The sequence below is a fragment of the Bartonella sp. MM97QHHN genome, assembly GCF_042194285.1.
Lineage (GTDB): Bacteria > Pseudomonadota > Alphaproteobacteria > Rhizobiales > Rhizobiaceae > Bartonella.
This window is the reverse complement of record NZ_JBHIMS010000103.1, coordinates 14,593-37,245: the sequence shown is the minus strand read 5'-3', so window position 1 is coordinate 37,245 and position 22,653 is coordinate 14,593. Positions and strand designations below refer to the sequence as shown.

The 22,653-nt window shown below is 37.2% G+C and carries 15 protein-coding genes; 6 read left to right on the top strand and 9 right to left on the bottom strand.

Annotated elements, in window-relative coordinates:
* Positions 1-252: 252 nt before the first annotated feature.
* The 3 genes from ACFIJW_RS08190 to ACFIJW_RS08180 form a co-directional block, all read right to left on the bottom strand.
* A complete protein-coding gene (locus tag ACFIJW_RS08190; protein WP_375611843.1) occupies positions 253-975 on the bottom strand; it encodes a glycerophosphodiester phosphodiesterase in 723 nt (240 codons plus the stop codon).
* Between the two features lie 169 nt (positions 976-1,144).
* On the bottom strand, positions 1,145-2,701 hold the full coding sequence (gene guaA / locus ACFIJW_RS08185) for a glutamine-hydrolyzing GMP synthase (protein ID WP_375634023.1): 1,557 nt from the start codon (positions 2,699-2,701) through the stop codon (positions 1,145-1,147).
* A 132-nt stretch (positions 2,702-2,833) separates the two neighbouring features.
* On the bottom strand, positions 2,834-4,120 hold the full coding sequence (locus ACFIJW_RS08180) for an RsmB/NOP family class I SAM-dependent RNA methyltransferase (protein ID WP_375633931.1): 1,287 nt from the start codon (positions 4,118-4,120) through the stop codon (positions 2,834-2,836).
* Between the two features lie 519 nt (positions 4,121-4,639).
* On the opposite strand from ACFIJW_RS08180, the gene ACFIJW_RS08175 reads away from it, so the two are divergent.
* On the top strand, positions 4,640-4,786 hold the full coding sequence (locus ACFIJW_RS08175) for a hypothetical protein (RefSeq protein WP_273722522.1): 147 nt from the start codon (positions 4,640-4,642) through the stop codon (positions 4,784-4,786).
* 179 nt (positions 4,787-4,965) lie between these two features.
* On the opposite strand, the gene guaB is transcribed toward ACFIJW_RS08175, so the two are convergent.
* From guaB to ACFIJW_RS08160, 3 genes are all read right to left on the bottom strand, one after another.
* On the bottom strand, positions 4,966-6,465 hold the full coding sequence (gene guaB / locus ACFIJW_RS08170; RefSeq protein WP_375633930.1) for an IMP dehydrogenase: 1,500 nt from the start codon (positions 6,463-6,465) through the stop codon (positions 4,966-4,968).
* A 149-nt stretch (positions 6,466-6,614) separates the two neighbouring features.
* Entirely contained in the window at positions 6,615-8,186 is a 1,572-nt protein-coding gene (locus ACFIJW_RS08165) for a phospholipase D family protein (RefSeq protein WP_375633928.1), read from the bottom strand.
* 403 nt (positions 8,187-8,589) lie between these two features.
* A complete protein-coding gene (locus ACFIJW_RS08160; RefSeq protein ID WP_375633926.1) occupies positions 8,590-9,975 on the bottom strand; it encodes a sigma-54-dependent transcriptional regulator in 1,386 nt (461 codons plus the stop codon).
* Positions 9,976-10,228: 253 nt separating this feature from the next.
* Here ACFIJW_RS08160 and ACFIJW_RS08155 point away from each other — a divergent pair, with 253 nt between their 5' ends.
* The gene (locus ACFIJW_RS08155; RefSeq protein WP_375618071.1) at positions 10,229-10,588 is read left to right on the top strand and encodes a hypothetical protein; all 360 of its coding nucleotides are present in this window, start codon (positions 10,229-10,231) and stop codon (positions 10,586-10,588) included.
* A gap of 274 nt (positions 10,589-10,862) precedes the next feature.
* On the opposite strand, the gene ACFIJW_RS08150 is transcribed toward ACFIJW_RS08155, so the two are convergent.
* A complete protein-coding gene (locus ACFIJW_RS08150; RefSeq protein ID WP_375633925.1) occupies positions 10,863-11,855 on the bottom strand; it encodes an SIS domain-containing protein in 993 nt (330 codons plus the stop codon).
* Positions 11,856-11,894: 39 nt separating this feature from the next.
* The gene (locus tag ACFIJW_RS08145; RefSeq protein WP_375633923.1) at positions 11,895-12,785 is read right to left on the bottom strand and encodes a UTP--glucose-1-phosphate uridylyltransferase; all 891 of its coding nucleotides are present in this window, start codon (positions 12,783-12,785) and stop codon (positions 11,895-11,897) included.
* Between the two features lie 266 nt (positions 12,786-13,051).
* On the opposite strand from ACFIJW_RS08145, the gene ACFIJW_RS08140 reads away from it, so the two are divergent.
* Positions 13,052-14,308, top strand: coding sequence for a lytic murein transglycosylase (locus ACFIJW_RS08140; protein WP_375633921.1), 1,257 nt, complete (start codon positions 13,052-13,054; stop codon positions 14,306-14,308).
* 14 nt (positions 14,309-14,322) lie between these two features.
* On the top strand, positions 14,323-15,399 hold the full coding sequence (locus tag ACFIJW_RS08135) for an SGNH family hydrolase (RefSeq protein ID WP_375633919.1): 1,077 nt from the start codon (positions 14,323-14,325) through the stop codon (positions 15,397-15,399).
* A 163-nt stretch (positions 15,400-15,562) separates the two neighbouring features.
* Here ACFIJW_RS08135 and ACFIJW_RS08130 read toward each other — a convergent pair whose 3' ends face one another.
* The gene (locus tag ACFIJW_RS08130; RefSeq protein ID WP_375633917.1) at positions 15,563-17,587 is read right to left on the bottom strand and encodes a M3 family metallopeptidase; all 2,025 of its coding nucleotides are present in this window, start codon (positions 17,585-17,587) and stop codon (positions 15,563-15,565) included.
* A gap of 548 nt (positions 17,588-18,135) precedes the next feature.
* Here ACFIJW_RS08130 and mgtE point away from each other — a divergent pair.
* Both mgtE and typA read left to right on the top strand, forming a co-directional pair.
* Positions 18,136-19,512 carry a magnesium transporter gene (gene mgtE / locus ACFIJW_RS08125; RefSeq protein ID WP_375633915.1) on the top strand — a complete coding sequence of 459 codons (1,377 nt, stop codon included), beginning with the start codon at positions 18,136-18,138 and terminating at the stop codon, positions 19,510-19,512.
* A 1,265-nt stretch (positions 19,513-20,777) separates the two neighbouring features.
* Positions 20,778-22,604, top strand: a complete 1,827-nt coding sequence (gene typA / locus ACFIJW_RS08120) for a translational GTPase TypA (protein WP_375633913.1) — start codon at positions 20,778-20,780, stop codon at positions 22,602-22,604.
* Positions 22,605-22,653: the final 49 nt, after the last annotated feature.

Genomic DNA, 22,653 nt, shown 5'->3' with positions numbered 1-22,653 from the left:
TTATTCTTTTCTCAATTATTTTTTATCCACACACCAACCCTACTTGTAATGTTCAAACAAATGATTTTGATTGATTCATTGTAAAAATATTTGAAATAAGAGAATCTTACGTATTAAGGTCTCTTACTCACATGAGTAAAATATTAATTATCATTATAAATCAATGTATTATTGTTATATATTAGATAATTTTTCTTCTTTCATTACGCTAACTTTATGAAAATATATAGTTCCTTTTGTGTTGATGTATTTTTACCTTTGTGCACACAATTGCAATGCGAGATCAGGTTGATCTGTCGTAATATAATGTACAGGCATATCAAGCCAATATGATAACCGAGCTTTTCCATTAATTGTCCATACCCCTACAGTAAAACCAGCCTCAAGAGCTGATTCAATAAAGTTCTGTGAAACAATAGAGCCATCTAAACTTAGGTCAGAATAACCTAATTGCTTCCATTCAGAAAAATGACGGTACATATCACCTTCAAAATTATCAACACATGGACCAGATGGTATTCCTGCTTCAATAAAAGGACGAAGGATAAAAGGATCAAAACTAATTGCAGAAACCCGTTCTGATAAATTTCGGCTTTTTATTAGCGCAAGCGCTTTTTGGGATAATATTGTTTCGCGCTCCACTTCACCGCATGTCTTGATTTCAAGATGCAATGCAACATTCGTTGGTGCTAAAAGATCAAGCACTTCTTCTAATAAGGGAGGTGCTTCTTGGCTTCCTTTTACGCAGAGTTGTTTGCGTGTTTCATTATCAATGTCATGAATATACCCCTTTTTTCCAACCAATTGGTCTAGACGGAAGTCGTGAAAGACAACCACTTCACCGCTTTTTAGCAAATGAACGTCGCATTCAACTTCATCAACACCTAACGCTATAGCATTATTAAATGCCGAAAGGGTATTTTCAGGATAAAGATGAGCTCCTCCACGGTGTGCAACAATTTTTTTCTCAGACATGCAAAATCCCACACTTCTCAATTTTAAACGATATTGACGTACAGATTGTCAGATAAAGGCTTATATCATATGAAAATACACAATCATTTTTAAATGATTTTTTCTACACTTCTCGAATATCAAACCCTCAGTCATATTTTATTCTTAAAAAACTTATCCTTCATTTTAATTATTCCCATTCAATAGTACTAGGAGGTTTTGAGGTTACATCATATACAACACGATTAATCCCTCTAACTTCGTTAATAATACGTGCTGCTGTCTTACTTAAAAACGCCATATCATAGGGATAAAAATCAGCAGTCATTCCATCTACAGATGTGACGGCGCGAAGAGCACAAACAAATTCATAAGTGCGATCATCCCCCATCACGCCAACAGTTTGAACAGGAAGAAGAACAGCAAAAGCTTGCCAAATTTCGTCATAAAGACCAGCTTTATGGATTTCCTCAAGGTAGATAGCATCTGCTTCACGTAAAATTTCTAATTTTTCACGGGTCACAGTACCTGGACAGCGAATTGCAAGACCGGGACCTGGAAAAGGATGGCGACCAATAAACTGCTCCGGTAATCCTAACTCTCGCCCTAGCAAGCGAACCTCATCCTTAAAGAGCTCACGCAACGGTTCTACAAGTTTCATATTCATCTGTTCTGGTAGCCCACCCACATTATGATGGCTTTTAATGGTTACCGTTTCACCAATAGCAGACACACTCTCAATAACATCTGGATAAAGTGTTCCTTGTGCTAAAAACTCTGCACCTCCTATTTTTTTAGTTTCTTCTTCGAAAACTTCAATAAAAAGGCGACCAATCGTTTTGCGCTTTTTTTCTGGATCTGTCTCACCTTCTAAAGCATTAAGAAATATATCGGCAGCATTAACGTGAATAAGCTCTATATTATAATGATCACGAAAGAGCGTGAGAACTTCTTCAGCTTCATTCTTGCGCATCAGCCCATGGTCTACCAAAATGCATGTCAGTTGATCTCCTATGGCTTCATGAAGGAGTACCGCTACAACAGATGAATCCACTCCCCCTGAAAGACCACAAATCACACGACTTTTCCCAACTTTTTGTCGTATCGTAGCAATTGCCTGCTCACGATAAGAAGCCATTGACCAATTGCCTTTAATAGCAGAGATCTTATGAACAAAATTTTGCAAAAGTTTTGTACCATCCGGTGTATGGATAACTTCAGGATGAAACTGTACCGCATAAAAATATCTTTTCTCATCAGCAATAGCCGCATAGGGAGCTCCTTTTGAGGTTCCTATGACACGAAAACCTTCTGGTAAAGCTGCCACACGGTCACCATGGCTCATCCATACTTGATAACGAGAACCTTTTTCCCACACTCCATCAAAAAGGGCACTCTCTTCTTGAACTTCCAAAAAAGCACGCCCAAATTCACGCTCATGTCCAGCTTCAACCTTTCCTCCAAGCTGAACACACATGACTTGTTCACCATAGCAAATGCCCAAAATCGGAACACCCGCCTCAAAAATTTCCATTGGAGCACGCGGAGAGCCCTCATCAATAACGGAATAAGGACTCCCTGATAAAATAATAGCTTTAGGATTTATGCGGCGCACAGCTTCTAAAGCCAATTGAAAAGGAGTAATTTCACAATACACTCCCATTGCTCGTACCCGTCGTGCAATAAGTTGTGTAACTTGTGAACCAAAGTCAATAATAAGAACAGTGTCTGGATGTGATATGCTCATAGAAAACCAATCAACAATTGTAAAAGAAAACTCATGAGAGTTATGATTCAATCTTTCTCTTTTCACAAGCCTGTTTTCTTAAGAAAAAGATTATTCTCGTAAAGTTTATGATAAAAAGTGTAAGAATATGGATCAATGTTTTTTTTGCAACACAGATAAAAAGAACCCATCTGTTTGTGTTGTGGCCGGCGACAAAGTAAGTCCATAATTTGAAAAAACTGGTTGCACAGGAGAAAAACTAAAATGTTTCTGCCAAAGCGCTGGCATATCTATTGGAGAAAAATGAGAATGTTGTTGAAGGAAATGGGAAATTTGTTCCTCATTTTCATCTGTAAAAAGAGAACAGGTAATATAGATTAGGCGCCCATTTGGCTTAAGATAAGCTATCGCTTCATTCAAAATATCCCTCTGTTCTGTTTGGCGTTGTTTCACCTGTACTAATGTTAAACGCCATTTCGCATCTGGACGACGACGCCATGTTCCTGTCCCACTACATGGTGCATCTAGTAGAACTCTATCCATCTGGCCTATTAATGGCTTCAATTCTTCTTTTTGTGCTCGTGTTTGTACATTACGAACACCAGCGCGTCGAAGACGATCAAAAATAGGAGCTAAGCGCGCTTTATCAAAATCATAAGCATAAATTTGCCCACGATTGTTCATATCGGAAGCTAAAGCTAATGTTTTGCCCCCAGCACCTGCACAATAATCTAATACCTGCATGCTCTCTTGCGCTTCCACAAGGTGAGCAACAATTTGAGATCCTAAATCCTGTATTTCAAAGTGTCCTTTTTGAAAAGCTGGTTCCACTTGAACATTGGGATGACGATTAAACTTTTCAATCGGTGCAATTCTTAAAGCTTGCCCAAACCATGAAAAAGATTTAAGTTTGGTTTTTGCTAATTCTTTCAGCACCTTTTCTGGTGTTGCCTTTAGGTTATTTACCCGTAGGTCTAAAGAAGGACGCGTTGCTAACGCAGCCGCTTCAGTGATCCAATTATCACCAAATAAAGGACGCAGATGCGCTTGACACCATTGCGGAATATCACCACGAATATAGTCTGGAGCATCCACTAATTGCTGACCTTGCCACGATTTACGCTGTTTAGCCCCTAATAACTGCGGTGCAAACCGATCTTCTGCCAATTCACCGTCAATTTGCTCCAGCGTCATTTTTTCAGAATCTAATAAGGCACCAAAAACGATATCTCGGATATCATCACTCTCCATACGCCATTGTAAAGAATAACGTCGTCTTAAAACATCATAAACGATTGTACCAATAGCTGCACGATCACCTGCTCCAGCAAAGCGATGAGAAAGACCCCAATCCTTTAAAGCTTCTCCTACTGGGCGATGCTTCACTTCTATCTCTGTGAGAACATCTATTGCTGCTTGCAAACGCCCACCTAATCGCATTCATTTCTCCCATTAAAATAATAAAATTTTAAATCATCTAAAAAAATAATATTACCGCCTTCTTGCCAATGAAACCTTCTCAAAGCCATAAAAAATTTACATTCAATATTAAAATGATCTGATCATACTTTTTTATAAGATCCAATTTAGAGTATTTGAATTTTTCCTTTCATCTTCTGCCCATTCGCTTTTTATCCTTCTACCTCTTATGCTAAAAGATACGTAGCCATCCATAAAGAACTTATTTCCGCCATGCATTACGAAAAAACCAAACTCTTTAATTTATTTGCGTAAAATAAAATTTACGAGGATTGTCTGAACAATAGAAAAAAATCAAATATCTCCCATCTTTATATGGCTATCCTTCTGAAAAAATAGAAAAAATCTTCTCATAAAATTAAACAAGTTCATCTTACGTTCAACAAAAAATTAACTTTTTAGAAAATGCTTGGAACCACTATTTGGCATGACCGTTTTTACTCTAATGGCAACTGCCAGACAATTTTAAAGGAGAAAATAATGACTTATAATAATGGAAAAACAACTTCGTCTAAAAGCCGTCATAATACAATGCCCTCAAACAACGGAAAGAAATCCGTCCAAAGTGATCAGACAAACACTCGCCAACGTGCGTCAAAGACTGGACGGAAGACAACAAAAAGTTAATTCTAATTTTATATAACTTATTTCATATAGTCTTAACAGAAAGAATTAGAGTTTTAACCTCTAATTCTTTCCTTTTTGGGATTATTACACCAAATTACAAACAGAAAAAAGCGCAGTCTCTCTTTCTTGTTCTCGGAAAATTTTATATTTATGCAATATGATATTAGGCTCTTGTATCTTTAAACTGGTCCACGATAATTTGGACTCTCTCGTGTGATAGAAACATCATGCGTATGACTTTCATGGAGTCCCGCATTCGTAATACGTACAAACGTTGCTTTTTCACGAAACTCTACGAGATCTTTTGCTCCAACATACCCCATCGAAGCACGAAGTCCACCAGCAAGCTGATGTAGAACTGATGCTATAGGACCTTTATAAGCCACCTGCCCCTCCACACCTTCAGGAACTAACTTAAGTTCATCACGAACATCATCTTGAAAATAGCGATCTGCCGATCCTCGTGCCATAGCACCAACAGATCCCATGCCGCGATAAGCTTTAAAGGATCGTCCTTGATAAAGATAAACTTCGCCAGGACTTTCTTCTGTACCCGCTAAAAGAGAGCCAATCATAGCAGCACAAGCCCCACCTGCTAAGGCTTTAGCAAAATCACCGGAAGCTTTTATCCCCCCATCAGCAATAACGGGAATGCCCGCTTTTTCAGCAACTTCTGCAGCATTCATAATGGCTGCAAGCTGAGGAACACCAACACCTGCAACAATTCGCGTTGTGCAAATAGAACCAGGACCAATCCCAACTTTTATAGCATCCGCACCACTGTCAATCAAAGCCTGTGTTGCTTGAGCAGTCGCCACATTACCAGCAATAATAGCTGGAGAAAACGTCATTTTTTTAATACGCTCAACAGTGTCTAATACACGCTGAGAATGTCCATGTGCAGTATCAATTACTAGAATATCAACGCCTGCATCAATTAATTGTTCAGCCCGCTCAAACCCATCGTTCCCTACACTACTTGCAGCTGCAACACGCAAGCGACCTTGTGAATCTTTGGCAGCGTTTGGATTTAATTTTGCTTTTTCAATATCCTTAACTGTTATCAGTCCGACACAACGATTCTGTTCATCCACAACTAATAATTTTTCAATACGATGATGGTGTAAAAGATACTTCGCTTCATTGAGTTGAACATTTTCACGCACTGTGATTAAATTTTCATGCGTCATTAATTCATAAATTTTTTGTTTGGGATCCGTTGCAAAACGCACATCCCTATTTGTCAAAATGCCAACAAGCCGTCCAGCAGTTTCACCTTTAGCACCATTTTCAACAACCGGAATACCGGAAATACCATGAGAGCGCATCAAAGATTTTGCTTCTTCAAGTGTTGCATCTGGTCCAATGGTGACTGGATTAACAACCATACCAGATTCAAACTTTTTTACTTGGCGAACTTCTTCTGCCTGCTCTGCAGGAGACATATTACGATGAATAACCCCAAGACCACCAGCTTGAGCCATAGCAATTGCCAAACGCGATTCTGTTACCGTATCCATTGCCGCAGAAAGCAATGGCAAATTGAGCTTAATATCCGCTGCAATGCGCGTACTGAGATCCACTTGACTAGGCATAACAAGAGAATGACCGGGTTGTAAAAGTACATCATCAAAAGTCAGTGCCAATGCACCTGTCCCCGTTTCAACAATCTTTGCCATATCAAAATTCCTTTTATAATAAAACACCGCAAGAAGCTTTAAAATACAACTGCGGTTCTCATACATGGTAGATTGGCAAAAAATTATGCCATGCTACAAACAAAATGAAAAGAAAAATAAATATTTTTTTAAGTGTGGTTTATAAAAATTTACAATTGTGATTCAATAGGTAACCAACTTATTATTTTTGCAAATGCGCGACGCCAAAAATTACTTTCTGGCTCATAGTCAATGCTATATTTTTTTTCATTTTCAATAAAATCCCAATAAATACGATTATTATCACCAAGACGCAGGTGATAGCTCATTTCCCCTGTGGTTTCTTCAGAAAACAACAAATCTAATCTTGCTGTAATGGGAGCACATTCAAAAAGAATGCCCATTTCTGTATTTAATGATGCTGATCTTGGATCAAAATTTAAAGATCCAATAAAAGCTGTTTTACGATCAATTAAAAAAGCTTTAGCATGTAAACTTGCCTTACTCGATCGAAACAATCGCAACCCATGAGTATTGCCTTCCGCTTTTAATTCATAAAGATTAACACCACTTTTCAACAATGCCTTACGATAAGGTACATAACCACCATGCACTAATGCTACATCAGTAGCAGCTAAAGAATTTGTCAGAATTTTGACATCAACACCCTTTGAAACCAAATTACTAAAATTCTGCGTGCCAACCTTACCAGGAACAAAATAAGGTGACGTAATCTGAACCGTTTTTTTGGCATTTCCAATAACCTTTGAAAGTGCCTTCATAAGCCAATTGCTTGCTTTTTTACGCAATGCTTTTTCTGGAGGGTCAGAAAGAACAACAACTTTGTCTGCTAAAAATAACCGCTTTCCTGTTTGGATAAAACAATTAAAGTTAATGTGCTCTTTGACATAATCTAAATAAACTTTTGCAACCTTGGAATCACGAAACTTTCGTAATTTATCTTTCCAATAGCTAAGATCACTTGCGCTTTTAGGAACAACCAAAGTATGAATTGGCAAAACAACAGCACTATTCCAAAAATCATCAAAGATACTTTCTACCTTTTTAACAGAAGGACCGATTAACATCAAATCTAAATCTCGAAAATGGGATTCTTTACCAGCATCAAAATAAGAATCTGCAAGATTACGTCCTCCTACAAAAGCGACCCTGCCATCAACAATAAAAGCTTTATTATGCATTCTACGTGTTACAGTAATTGCCCGTAATATAATTTCTAAACCACGGCGTAAACCACCTTTACGCGATCGCCCTGGATTAAACATTCTCACCTCAATATGAGGATGTCTATCTAGCGCAATATAAGCTGGATCACGTGCCTGAGCATTAATATCATCCAAAAGAAGCCGTACCCGAACCCCTCGATCAGCTGCCTCAACTATTTCACTTAATAATAGGCGCCCCGTTAAATCATCATCCCAAATATAATACATCAGATCAAGGCTACGCCCAGCCTCTGCAGCTCCTATTGCACGAACACAAAACGCATCCAAATTGCTGATAATGAGGGAAAGGGCATCTTTATCAATCCCCAATCCATTTTCTTCCTCAGCTAATTGACTGACGATACGATCAAGCTTAGTTTCATCTTTCTGAATAGGTAACGCATAAGAACATTGCCCCCTAGCATTTTTCACAAAACGCCCATAGGTGTAGATTGCCAACATAGATGCAATAAAAAAAAAGAGGACAAAACCAATAACAATCTGTAAAAGAGTCAAAGAGGGTAAACTTTCTATTTTAAACTATCACATCATCAGTAATGCAAACGATAACACTAATCACTTTATCTTAATCGTATAGCAAATAAAATGCCACTTCTTGCTTAAGAGAGTATAAATTTAATATTGATGATACAAAAATTTTAGCGGTAGTATTTAAAAGTTTTTAAAAATGCTTCTCTTTTTTAATAAATGTAAACTTAAATAAAATTGTATAAATTGAAACAAACGATTAAAATAGTCACATAAAATTTATATTTGATTTAAATCTACAAAATCATCCTCTATAGATAAATTTTACAATAAATGATTGTTTTCTTAAGCTTCCTCCACGGACTTTATCAAAATCCACTCTATTTTTTTGAAACGCATGCTTGTCATGAAGAGAAATTTGTTATGAATTTTACTTTCGTTCTTGATTTCTTATTGCTCTCAATTCTTCCATTTTTCTATAAAGTGTAGAGCGACCAATATGAAGGCGGCGCGCAATCTCACTCATATGTCCTTTATAATGTTTAATCGCTTTCTCTATAATATCATGTTCCATCTCTGCAAAAGTACGTACATGCCCATCAGTATTCAAAAATTTTATCGATTCTTGCTCATTATCTTCTTGCATATTACCCTCAATGATATTGGGAACATTCATTAATGAATTTCCCATTAATTGCGGAAAATCTCGAACAGTTAATAACGGTCCTTCACTGAGTAAAATCGCACGAAATAAAAAGGTTTCAAGCTCATTTCTATTGCCAGGCCAATCATACTGCATAAGCAAGGAAAGAGCAGAGCCTGCTAAACCATGGACATGTGATCGCCCTGTTTCTGTGATAATGCGATCAATCAGACGTTGTGTGATCTCTGGAAAATCATCCCTTAATTCTCGTAAAGCAGGGACGCTAATAGACAAGTGAGAAAATTGTTCAAACAAACTATGCAAAAAAAAGTTCTCATTAACCAAGTCCTTTAAACGCGATGTTGAAATAGCGATGATCCGAAAAGGAAAAAAATCTCCTTTTTTATCCCTTTCCCTTTCTTTAAGGTAATGAGCAAACCGTTTTTGCTGTATGGGCTCAAGTCGATCAATATCACAAAGGCAAAGTGTCCCTTTTTCAAGAGAAGAAACCAATGGTAGGAATTCTTTAAACCACTGCTGATTTTCTTCTTCTGGATCAACGATGGCTGAACATTGAAAGCGAACAAAAACACCCTCCGAAAATAATCCCTCATGATGAATAATCCGAGCTAATGTCTCACGTCCTGTTCCAGCTTCCCCCTCTATCAAAAGATTCTGTAAAGAAGTTGCTGCTTGTCTCGATTGTTCTAACACTATCTGCATAGCTCTACTTTTTACGCAAAGATCAGAAAACCGTAAATGATTCTCTTTTTTTCGCCGAATATCTCGAACCTCATGCTCCAAGGCAGAAATAAGAGCAAGGATATCCAAAGTAACTCTTACGCGTAATAATGTTACTGGATGGATCCAATAATCAATAGCTCCAGCTGTTAAAGCTTTCTGGAGTAAATGCTGATTCTCTTGTTGTGCTATAACGACAATAGGAACAGAAACACCAGCAACTCTAATCATTTTAATCAAATCGCTCACACTCAAATCACTCATAACAACATCAAGGAGTGCAAGCACAATGTTTTTACGCCTGTGTAAAAGATCAATCGTACGGAGACCATTTTCTGCTTCAATGACACGATAACCAAAACCTCGCAGCATAGAAGAAAGTTCTATACGTCTTCCATAATCTTCACTCGCAACAAGAATGGGACCAACCATAATGTCAATAATCTCCTTTGAGACTACTTAGCAGCTTAATATAAAAATTGTTGTAAACCATAAGAAATATTTTACCTCTTGTGTTTCACTTACGAACTTCATCAAGCTGTCAATTAAATACAACATTAAGGCATTTTTTTCCATTTTTTTGCTTTTTCATTGATTTTTATCAAATTTTTCATATTGACTCATGGGGTAATTTAATAATGTTATAGAAACTAGAGAGCAAAATAATCTAAATAGAGTGCAATAAATGAAACATCCCTATCATATTTTATGTCTTACAATTACCGCCTTGCTGTTAAGTGCCTGTAACTTTTCGCGATATTATAACTCAAATATGCCAACTGGAATTGATGGAAAATGGGTTGATGAGAATGGTATTATTTCTTCTTTCCACAATGGTGTTTTTGAAACGCGTGCAGCAGATACAGAAGAAAAACTATCAGAAGGAGCATATAATTATCTCAATGCCCAAAATATAGAAATTGAAATACGCTCTATTCTCCGTGGAACAATTTCTAGAGTCAATTGTACAATGTCATATGACGCCACACAACTTCTCTGCACCTCACATACAGGAGCACAGTTTTTCCTTAAGCGGAAATCTTAACAAAGTACAAGGGAAACCTCTCTTAAGAACAGAGGGAGCACACACATTAAGCAGAAGGCGATATCCTTTCTCCTCCTGATAGAAAATCCTCTCTAAAATACGCAAAGAGGCTAGTATAATCTAGCCCCTGAGAATTTTTTAAACATTATGAAATGCGTAAAATAATCATTTTCTTCCACAAAATATCAATAAAGCCACCTCACAATAAAATTGTAACTTTGTATCATTCAATCTATTTCAACCTATAACATTTTATTTGATAGGGAAGCTTAATCTAAGCAGCGCCAATGCGCAAAAGATCATGAAAATGAACAATTCCTATCGGTTTTTTATCTTCAACCACAAAAAATGCACCAATCTGATGATCATTAATAAAAGCTGTTGCTGCACCAACAAGTGTATTTGGCTTTACAACTTTAGGAGCTTTGGTCATCACCTCGTCAACATTAAATTTTGATAAATTAAAATGAATGTTACGTGCAAGATCGCCATCAGTTACAATTCCGATTAGTTCACCTTCTTGATTCACAACACCAACACAACCAAAATGTTTTTCCACCAAAATATTCATCGCTTCAGTCATAGCTGTTCCCTGCATAACCAAAGGAATATTATCACCCTCATGCATAATATCACACACGTATTTAAGGCTTGCACCAAGAGAGCCACCAGGATGATATATTTTGAAATCCGTTGCGGTAAAACCACGCATTTCTAAAAGAGAAACCGCTAATGCATCTCCCATTGCCAATTGCATAATTGTTGAAGTTGTAGGGGCTAAACCATGGGGGCAAGCCTCTTCTATCTTTGGTAATAATAGTACAATATCAGCTTGTCGTCCTAACACAGAGTGCTTACTTGATGTCATCGCAATAAGAGGAATACGAAAACGCGCCGCATAACTCATAATACCACTTAACTCTTGAGTTTCACCAGACCATGATAAAGCAAGAATAACGTCATCAGAACCAATCATACCAAGATCACCATGATTGGCTTCTGCAGCGTGCACAAAAAAGGCAGGTGTTCCAGTTGAGGCTAAGGTTGCTGCAATTTTTGTCCCTATATGACCACTTTTTCCAAGACCAGTAATGACCACATGTCCACGAGCATTTCTAATAGTTTGAACAGCCGCTTCAAAAGAAGAAGAAAGACTTTCCAGAAGAGCTTTTTCAAGGGCTTCAAGCCCCTGCTTTTCACTAGCAAGTGTTTTAAGCGCTGATGCAACTGCACCTTGCAAAGCCATATGAGGAGACGGTATTGTCATAATCAAATTCGATCAATAAAATTAAGTGAGAGATCTATATCACTTTTCAACATTAATGGTTTCTAGTAAATTTTTCAATGAAGTAGAAACGTGGCTGTGCATATCAGCGCGTGCCAAAGAAAATGCAACGTTGGCTTCAATAAAACCAGCTTTAGAACCGCAATCAAAAGTGCGCCCTTTTACTTGCAAACCCCAAAAATCTTGCTCATTTGAAAGCCGTATCATAGCATCTGTTAATTGAATTTCATTTCCTGTTCCCCGTTCTTGAGTGGAAAGAATATTAAAAATTTCTGGCTGCAAAATATAACGTCCATTGATGTACAAATTTGATGGTGCCGTTCCTTGTGCCGGTTTCTCTACCATTTTTGTGATTTCAAAACCATTTGCAATCTGTTTGCCTTTCCCAACAATACCATATTTATGTGTTTCTCTAGGATCGCATTCCTGAACTGCTATAATATTTCCCCCACCCACCTTTTCATAAAGGCTCATCATTTCAGAAAGACAGCCCTTTTTCGCCTGTATCAACATATCGGGTAATAATAAAGCAAAAGGTTCCCCTGCAACTAATTCACGCGCGCACCAAAGAGCATGCCCTAATCCCAAAGGTTGCTGTTGCCGAGTGAAAGAAGTTGACCCTGGTAATGGCTGTAAACGGTATAAGTGTGCAAGATCTTCTTTCTTTCCACATTCAGCAAGTGTCGTGTATAATTCAACTTGCGCATCAAAATAATCCTCAATGACTGCTTTGTTACGTCCAGTCACAAAAATAAAATGCTCAATACCAGCTTCCCTCGCCTCATCCACAACATATTGAATAACAGGTTTATCAACAACTGTTAACATTTCTTTAGGAATCGTTTTTGTCGCAGGAAGGAAACGCGTACCAAGACCTGCTACTGGGAATACTGCTTTCCGGATTTTACGCACACTCACCCTCCTCAATGAATTCATATAACTTTTTTGTTTTATTTATCATATGTTTTTACGAAATGGTAAAAAAGATATCTTATTGTTTTGATTATCATTATAATGGGCAATCAAAAATGTAAAAAGAGTCTGAGAATTTATTGAAAGGATTAAAACGAATTATTTATTTCAGTTTTTTCCTCTTCTTGATCATATTATCGATTAAACTAAATACAAAATAAAGTTATTGCACATCTAATAAATTGAATATTAATGGGGATTTCAAAATGCAAAAAACAGAATTGAAGACTTTCTCTTTTTTAGAGAAGTCAATAGCTTGGAGAACTCTTTTCACTGTCTCTGCCGTTATTTTTTCTGCTTTTTTTATGTTTTTTATATCCCTTTCATATGCTGATAGCGGATTTAAACACTGGATTAAAGAATTTAAAAAAATAGCTATTGCTCACAATATTACCCCTTCTACGTTTCATATGGCGTTTAAAAGTGTTAATGCCATTGATCCTGAAGTTCTAAAAAGCGCCGCATACCAACCGGAATTTGTTGCTCCTTCCTGGAACTATTTTGATAATCGTGTCCATGATATCGCAATTGTGGAAGGACGGCGCCAAGCAAAAAAATGGAACAAATGGCTTCTTCAAATTGAAGAACGTTTTGGTGTTGACCGTAATATTCTGCTTGCTATTTGGTCAATGGAAAGCAATTATGGGAAAATTTTAGCCAATAAAAGTGTAATGCGTGATACCATTCGCTCTCTTGCAACTTTAGCCTATGCTGATAAAAAACGTGCAAAATATGCATATACACAGCTGATTGCTGCTATGAAAATTCTACAAAGTGGCGAAATTAAACGCTCTCAACTCACAGGATCTTGGGCCGGTGCATTGGGGCATACACAATTTATTCCAAGCAGTTATCTCGCCTATGCTGTTGATATAAATCAAGATGGACGGCGTGATATCTGGAACTTTGTTCCAGATGCTCTGGCTACTGCTGCTAACCTTCTCCACAAAAATGGCTGGCAACCTAATCTTATTTGGGGAGTAGAGGTAAAAGTGCCGCAGGGGAAAAACCTTCCTGAAGGCTGGTATTCCTTTGATCAATGGAAAAAATTAGGTGTAAAACACGCAAATGGGCACCCTCTTCCTACATCAGCTGAACAAGCAATATTAAAATATCCAGATGGAGCAAAAGGACCTATATTTTTAGTCACAAAAAATTTCTTTGTTCTGAAACATTATAATAATGCAGATCGTTATGCGTTTGCTGTTTCCCTTCTTGCTGATCGTATTGCTGGACATCTTGGATTAGTGCATGATTGGCAAAGACCTTTTCAGCCTATTACCTTCCAAGAGTGCAAAGAACTGCAATCTCGCTTAAGTGCATTGGGATATTATAAAGGAGATATTGATGGACAAATCGGAACCGCCTCTCGCAAAGCAATCAAAGCTTTTCAGCTGCATTACGGTCTAAAAGAAAATGGATATCCATCATCTCAAGTGCTTTTTCTCCTTCGCAAACAATAATGGAGACTAAGGTTTTGTCTTCTTTTCGCCTGATATACTTGACATTATTGCTGTTTTCACTTTCTATTGTGGGGATCTTACAGCCATCCCCAAGTAAAGCAACGAACTTCTTCAAATGGTTATCACAACAAAACAAACAGACACAGCAGCTACCGCAAATTATAGAACAAAAAATAGACAAGCCGCAAAAAAAGATCGTAACACAAAAAAACATACAAAAGCTAAAAAATGAGAATGCAAAACGCATTCTTGTTGTAGGGGATTTTGCAGCCTCCGCTGTTGCCGATGCACTTAAAAAGTTTTTTATAAATAATAGCGATATCGTTATCATGAACAACACAATACCAGCTTCCGGCTTAGTTCGAACGGATTATTATTCTTGGCAAAGCAATATTTCTAAACTCATTGACCAAAATAGCCCCGATGTTATTATCATGATGATCGGTGCAAATGATAATCAACCCATCACAGACTCTCATAACATGATTAACACAGATCAGTCAGAATGGATACGCATCTACAAACAAAGAATTATCGAAATTACTGAAAGTCTTCACGCCTCTGGAAAATCATGGATATGGATAGGTCAACCTTCTTTTGGAAATGACCTTTTGACACAAAAAATGAAAATTTTTAATGCGCTCTATAAACAAGAAACAGAAACAGCAGGAGGGTATTTTCTCGATATCTGGAGCGGCTTTAGTGATGAAGAAGGAATTTTTTCTTTTTCAGGCTATGATATTAATGGAAAAACAACCAAATTACGCACCAATAATGGCATGCATTTCACCCCTGAAGGAAAGAAAAAACTTGCCTCTTATTTAGAAAAACCATTGAAAAATATTTTAAATTTTCACGCCTTTTCTCATGAAAATTCATACTCAACCGATAAAGCTATTCAAAAACTTATACAAGAATCAGAGAATCAAGAGCGGAGTAAAATTATGCGTCAGCTTCCAATGAGCCTCGATGATATGGTACAAAAAAACACTCACCTTTTAGGCAAAAGAAAGTCAAGTTTTATAAAAAAATCATGGTTTCCACCAAATGGGCATCAAAAAGATCGAGCTGATAATTTTTCTTTCCCATAATGTCTATTTAAAATACAAAATCTATTTTCCTCTATAAACAAAAAGCGAATAAGATAAAAAAACTCTGTTTACAGAGCTATAATGAAGAAAAAATTTGCATAAATCGCAACTGCACCTTTCGAATAATATGAAAACGGCATGGTGTTAACCATACCGTTATATCTTATAGTCCACGTTTGTTAATCATTGCCTCTGGTAAAGGCATTCGTCCCCGAAAAGCTTTATAAAGCTCCTCTGGATCACGACTTCCTCCAGCGGAGTAAATAAAACGTTTCAACTTATCAGCAAGCTCTGAATTAAAAACATCTCCCGTTTCTTCAAAAGCTTGAAAAGCATCAGCATCAAGGACTTCCGACCACATATAAGAATAGTAACCAGATGCATAACCATCCCCCGCAAACACGTGCATAAAATGTGGGGGACGATGACGCATAATAATTGTATCAGGCATTTGCAACTTTTCTAATTCTTGGCGTTCAAACACTGTTGGATCAGTGACTGTTTCGCCTTGATGAAAAGCCATATCCACTAAAGCTGATGAGATAAATTCAACGGCAGAAAATCCTGCATTAAATGTCTGTGCTACTAAGACTTTATCTATCAACTCTTGTGGCATAGGATGACCTGTTTTTGTATGTATAGCATAAGATTTTAATATCTCTGGTACTGTTAACCAATGTTCGTAAAGTTGAGAAGGTAGCTCAACAAAATCACGTGAAACAGATGTTCCCGACACAGATGGCCATGTGACATCAGAAAGCAAACCATGCAATGCATGTCCAAATTCGTGGAAAAGCGTACGTGCATCATCAAGTGATAAAAGAGCAACTTCCCCTTTAGGTGGTTTAGCAAAATTACAAACATTGTAGATAATAGGCTTTTGTCCGCCATCCAATTTATGTTGTGATTGCAAACTACTCATCCACGCACCGGAGCGTTTTGAAGAACGCGCAAAATAATCACCAATAAAATGCCCAAGTAGACTTCCATCAGACTTTTTTACTTCCCACAAACGTGCATCAGGATGCCAAAGTGTAACAGCGTTTTTTTCTTCAAATGTAATGCTAAAGAGTTTTTCGGCTACCCCAAAAGCCGCTTTAATCATAAGATCAAGCTGAAAATAATATTTAATCTCAGCGCTATCGAAAGAAAGTTTTTCAGTGCGAAGTCTTTCAGCATAATAACGCCAATCCCAAGCAGCTAAAGATTCATTGCTGCCCTGATTGTTGGCAAAATTTTGTAAGTCAATTTGCTCAGTAGAAGCTTTCGCTCTTGCGCGCTCCCATACAGGCATAAGCAAATCCATAACGGAATCAACACTTTTAGCCATAGTATTATCGAGCTTCAAATCTGCGAAAGATTTATATCCCAATAATTTAGCCTGCTCATCTCGAAGCGCAACAATCTCTACAATAATTGTTTTATTATCATTCTTGTTATTATTTTCACCACGTTTAGCCCAAGCTTGGAATGCAACCTCACGCAAATCACGACGATCAGAGAATTTTAAAAAAGGTTCAACAATCGAACGTGCTAGTGTTAATGCATACGCTTTTTCATTGCCTCTTTCACACGCAATTTCCTTCATTGAAGCAATGAGATCTTGCGGTAAACCAGATAAGTCTGTTTGTTTTAAAAACAGAATCCATTCAGCTTCATCATTTAAGACATTTTGTCCAAAAGTAGCATTTAAAAAAGCAAGTCTTTCATTAATTTCCAAAAGCCGTTTCTTAGCTTTTTCATCGAGTTTTGCCCCATGACAAACAAACTTTTTCCACCATAATTCAAGAACACGTGTTGTTTCACTCTCAAATGTGCCCAACTGCGACTGTTTATAAAGCATATCTATTTTCGCAAATATCCGTGCATCCATCATCATTTTTGAAGAATAACGAGAAAGTTTTACAACGAACTCTTGCTCTAGCTGTTGAATTAATACATTCGTATGAGCACTGGTGCGTAAGAAAAATATTGAACAGACACGATCAAGCGCTTTGCCGCAAAGCTCAAAAGGCTGCAAAAAATTCTCAAGCGTTGGTGGTTCTTGCACCATCGCAATTGCTTCTAGTTCTTCTTCTGCTTCTTGAAGTGCCTGTTCAAAAGCGGGTTTAAAATCTTCGTCACTTATAGAAGAAAAATCAGGAAGACCTGAAAATCCCTTCCAGTCCAGCATTGCTGCTTTTGTCATAATACTTTATGTCTCCATTATAAATTTAAACTGTAACAATTATCTTTACGACACAAATTGATAACATACTAAAACTATTTCGTGAGTTTCAAAACTACCTTTCAAAACGCTATTGAATAAAAAACCTGAAAATCGTAAAATTCTTTCATTCAAACCATATTATATTGAAGCAATAAAGATTATTCGCTCGCACATCACAATAGAATTACATATTAACAAAAACACTTGGAGAAAAGCATAATCTCCACTCTTTATAAAATATTGCTGTAGATTATTTTGAAAATCGCAAACTGCATTAAAGAAATGATGGTAAAATCAGAACTGATTTTTACATTTACGTTTTTATATTATCCTCAAATTAAGCTGTATTATCGTTTTAGTGATTCAGAAACTTGTTTATAACTTATAATTTATCCTTGACTTTACTTCAAATATTAACAATTGGGAATATAGTTGGGGAGTTTTTTTTAATCTTCCATAAACTTTTGTTTTTATCTCATCTATTATCTAGATTTACAACTCTCCAACTCTTCAGGAGGTACTTTATCATGACTGAAATCAAAACGGCCTTCGACTTCAAAAATTTTTCTCCTGAAGCTCTCGCTGAAAAGTTAAAGAACCAGCATTTTGCAGACTCTATTGATATCATCAATGAGCTCGATATCATGGAACGTGTAACTATTCTTAGTCTTCTGCCTCTTGATTATGTTATCGAACTTTTTGATAAACCAGAGCTTGAGCAACCTGCTGCCATCCTAGAACTTCTCCCTATAAATCGTGCTGTTGAAATTCTTGATGGCATGTCTGCCGATGCTGCTGCAGACGTCTTTCAAGAAATGGATAAGGAAACCCGTACACGACTTTATGCCTTGCTTAACCCCTTAACGCGCGCTGAACTTAAAAAACTCATCAGTTATCCTGATCATACAGCAGGAGCACTGATGACAACAGAGTTTATAGCCGTTCCTTCAAACTGGACCATACAAAAAACTTTGGATCACATTCGTGAGGTCGAGCGAACACGTGAAACAGTTTATACCAGCTATGTAATTGACCCCAAAACAGGTACTCTTCTCAAAGCTGTTTCCCTGCGTAACCTTATTCTTGCCTCACCTGATGAACAAATTCTTAATGTCCCTACCCATGACTCGCCCATTACAATATCACCTTTCACACATCATGAAGATATCGCACGCCTTTTCCAGCGCCATGATCTTCTCTCTGTGCCTGTAGTTGATGAAAGTAACCATGTCATTGGCATTGTAACCGTTGATGACGTGCTTGATACTATGGTCGATGAAATGAATGAAGATGCCTATAAATTTGGGGGTATGGAAGCACTTAATAAGCCCTATATGCAAATTAAGTTTCCTGAAATGATGAAAAAACGCGGAGGCTGGCTCGCTTTACTCTTTATCGGTGAAATGCTGACAGCAAGCGCTATGCAACATTTCGAAACAGAACTCGAAAAAGCGATTATTCTTACACTGTTCATACCTCTCATTATGAGCTCAGGAGGAAATTCCGGCTCACAGGCTACATCCCTTATTATCCGTGCATTGGCTTTACGTGAACTCACGTTGAAAGACTGGTGGAAAGTGATCATTCGTGAAATTCCAACAGGACTATCCCTTGGTCTCTTACTAGGAATTATTGGTGTTACGCGCATTGCTCTTTGGCAAAAACTGGGTATCTACGACTATGGCCAACATTGGATTGCTATTTCGACAACAGTGGGTACAGCTTTAGTTGGAATCGTTACCTTTGGTTCTCTTTCTGGATCTATGTTGCCTTTTATTCTTAAAGGTTTAAAATTTGATCCAGCAAGTGCTTCTGCTCCTTTTGTGGCAACTTTAGTAGATGTCATGGGCATTATAATCTATTTTTCTGTAGCTTCTCTCATTTTGTCAGGAACTCTTCTTTAAACATGTAAAGTAAAAACTCTTACTTATGGAAAAATCTCGTCATGTAACCTAAGATTCTTTCCATAAGAGAATAAGCTTTATTATTTATTTTCTAGCGCACCGCTCTATAGATAATTTATTATTTTTTTGAATAACAGCTCCGGATAACGTAATTTTACCTCATCATAAAGCTTCTCATATTAAATCGATTAAAGTCATCTTCTTGCCAGTCACAAACGAGATCGGTGTATGGCTAAAAACTATTCAAGAAAAAATAAAATACTTCTTATATCCTCTCTCTCGTATCAAAAACTGGCGCAATATTGACAGCTGAGAAAAAATAATAATGATGATACTCAACAGGCTTTATATTTCTTCACAAAGGCGTTAATAGTATACTATTCGCGTATGTTATATCATTTATGAGCCCTATCATGGAATGGATGTAGTGTACGTTAAGAAATCTCTCTTAAGTACATGAATATGCAACAAAAAGTATACTCTGTTTAAAGTGTTCTGTTTGGCATAAAAAGCATACTCCTATTAGAGAGTGCAATTAACAAAAGTGTAAGGCAATGCACTATCTCCATGGTTTAAAAGATATTACTTTAGATGCTTTTGAAATCATAAATTGGATTAACAGCAAAGATGGGAATTTTCTTTGGATGCCTTCATATTCTTTCTAAATAAGACTGTATGCCGGGTTCATAAATAAATCAAACAGATATAACTCTTGCCCTAATCTGGCATACAAAAGCTAGAACTTCTTATAAAATTCTTAATCGTCTCAATATTTACCTCAAATACACGATTGCATTAGATCTGTATTTTGATTGACAAGTTATGGAATAAGAAAAAGCTTTATTTAGAATAAAAATGTTGTAAAGTTGTCAATAAATTGGCTATGGATTGAGAGATATTCCGGATTTTTATCAATCTCTTTGCAAAACAACAACAACAATACCGCTAGCTTTATACTTACTTACTCTTACAAGAATTCATATAAATTTCTTGTGTCATATTGATAAAAATCAAATTGACTGTGATTTTTGAGATAATTCTTAGCTCGAGAATAGAACATACGTACTATAAAAAACTTTTACGAAGCTTCAGAAATTGAAGCTCAATAGAGCCTTAAAGACTTGGATAAATAGTTTTGCCATAAAAATATTGCCTCCATCTTCCAAAATTATAAAAAAACATGTAAAAGATTTTCTAATAGTCAGGCAAAGAATGTAAAGACTTTGCCTCAAATGAAATTTCATTAAACGAAAAGAAGAAAATTTATGCAATTGCGTAACATTGCCATCATTGCCCACGTTGACCATGGGAAAACAACGCTTGTAGACGGGCTTCTCAAGCAATCAGGAAACTTCCGTGATAATCAGCGTACAAGCGAACGTATGATGGATTCAAACGATATTGAGAAAGAACGCGGAATTACAATCCTAGCGAAAGTGACATCTGTTGTTTGGAAAGATACTCGAATTAATATTGTTGATACACCAGGACACGCCGACTTTGGTGGAGAAGTTGAACGCATCCTCAATATGGTTGATGGAGCCATTGTACTTGTTGATGCTGCTGAAGGACCAATGCCACAAACAAAATTTGTTGTTGGCAAAGCATTGAAAGTAGGATTGCGCCCTATTGTTGCTATTAATAAAATTGACCGACCGGATGCACGCGTTGATGAAGTCATCAATGAGGTTTTTGACCTTTTCGCTGCTCTTGATGCAACCGATGAACAGCTTGATTTTCCTATTCTTTATGGATCTGGACGCGATGGATGGATGGCTGAAGCCCCTGAAGGACCAAAAGATCAGGGATTAGGTCCTTTATTTGATCTTGTGACGCAGCATGTCCCTTCTCCTAGTGTAGCAGAAGGACCGTTTCGCATGATTGGAACTATTCTTGAAGCGGATCCGTTTTTGGGACGAATTATTACAGGACGGATTCATTCTGGCTCTTTGAAACCCAATCAAAATGTCAAGGTTCTTGGACAAGATGGAAAACTTTTAGAAACTGGGCGTATTTCAAAAATTTTAGCATTTCGTGGCTTAGAACGGCAACCTATTGAAGAAGGAAGTGCTGGTGATATTGTTGCGATTGCAGGTCTACAAAAAGGTACCGTTGCTGATACTTTCTGTGACCCTACTGTCAATGAACCTCTTACTGCCCAACCAATTGATCCTCCTACTGTTACTATGAGTTTTCTCGTCAACGATAGTCCCCTTGCTGGAACTGAAGGCGATAAAGTAACTAGTCGTGTCATTCGTGACCGATTGTTAAAAGAAGCAGAAGGCAATGTTGCTCTTAAAATTGAAGAATCAGCCGATAAAGATTCTTTCTACGTTTCAGGACGAGGAGAATTACAGCTTGCAGTTCTTATTGAAAATATGCGCCGTGAAGGATTTGAGCTTAGTGTTTCACGTCCACGTGTTGTTATGCAAAAAGATGAAAATGGAATAACTCTTGAGCCAATCGAAGAAGTTGTTATCGATGTTGATGAAGAATATTCCGGTACTGTTGTACAAAAAATGTCTGAACGTAAAGGCGAAATGGTGGAATTACGTCCTTCTGGAGGTAATCGTGTCCGCCTTGTCTTTTATGCACCAACCCGAGGACTCATTGGTTATCAATCTGAACTTTTAACGGACACACGTGGTACAGCAATTATGAATCGCCTTTTCCATGCTTATGAACCTTATAAAGGAGACATTGCTGGTCGTGTTAATGGTGTTATGATTTCAAATGACAACGGTGAATCTGTCGCTTATGCTCTTTTTAATCTTGAAGATCGTGGACCTATGATCATCGATGCGGGTGTGAAAGTCTATCAAGGTATGATTATTGGCATCCACTCACGAGATAATGACTTAGAAGTTAATGTGTTAAAAGGGAAAAAACTCACCAATATGCGCGCTTCCGGAAAAGATGAAGCCGTAAAGCTAACGCCTCCCATTAAAATGACGTTAGAACGCGCCTTATCGTGGATACAAGATGATGAACTTGTGGAAGTAACCCCTAAAAATATTCGTCTCCGCAAACTCTATCTTGATCCTAATGAACGTAAACGTTTTGAAAAAGCACGTGCATCAATTTCAAGTTAATTTCATAATCTCTTTGGTAAAATATTTATAAAATATTTAATTGTATTGA

Excerpts from the sequence above, each read along its gene's own strand:
- ACFIJW_RS08190 (WP_375611843.1), bottom strand. The coding sequence starts at position 975 with ATGTCTGAGAAAAAAATTGTTGCACACCGTGGAGGAGCTCATCTTTAT.
- guaA (WP_375634023.1), bottom strand. The coding sequence starts at position 2,701 with ATGAGCATATCACATCCAGACACTGTTCTTATTATTGACTTTGGTTCA.
- ACFIJW_RS08180 (WP_375633931.1), bottom strand. The coding sequence starts at position 4,120 with ATGCGATTAGGTGGGCGTTTGCAAGCAGCAATAGATGTTCTCACAGAG.
- ACFIJW_RS08175 (WP_273722522.1), top strand. The coding sequence starts at position 4,640 with ATGACTTATAATAATGGAAAAACAACTTCGTCTAAAAGCCGTCATAAT.
- guaB (WP_375633930.1), bottom strand. The coding sequence starts at position 6,465 with ATGGCAAAGATTGTTGAAACGGGGACAGGTGCATTGGCACTGACTTTT.
- ACFIJW_RS08160 (WP_375633926.1), bottom strand. The coding sequence starts at position 9,975 with ATGGTTGGTCCCATTCTTGTTGCGAGTGAAGATTATGGAAGACGTATA.
- ACFIJW_RS08155 (WP_375618071.1), top strand. The coding sequence starts at position 10,229 with ATGAAACATCCCTATCATATTTTATGTCTTACAATTACCGCCTTGCTG.
- ACFIJW_RS08150 (WP_375633925.1), bottom strand. The coding sequence starts at position 11,855 with ATGACAATACCGTCTCCTCATATGGCTTTGCAAGGTGCAGTTGCATCA.
- ACFIJW_RS08140 (WP_375633921.1), top strand. The coding sequence starts at position 13,052 with ATGCAAAAAACAGAATTGAAGACTTTCTCTTTTTTAGAGAAGTCAATA.
- ACFIJW_RS08130 (WP_375633917.1), bottom strand. The coding sequence starts at position 17,587 with ATGACAAAAGCAGCAATGCTGGACTGGAAGGGATTTTCAGGTCTTCCT.
- mgtE (WP_375633915.1), top strand. The coding sequence starts at position 18,136 with ATGACTGAAATCAAAACGGCCTTCGACTTCAAAAATTTTTCTCCTGAA.
- typA (WP_375633913.1), top strand. The coding sequence starts at position 20,778 with ATGCAATTGCGTAACATTGCCATCATTGCCCACGTTGACCATGGGAAA.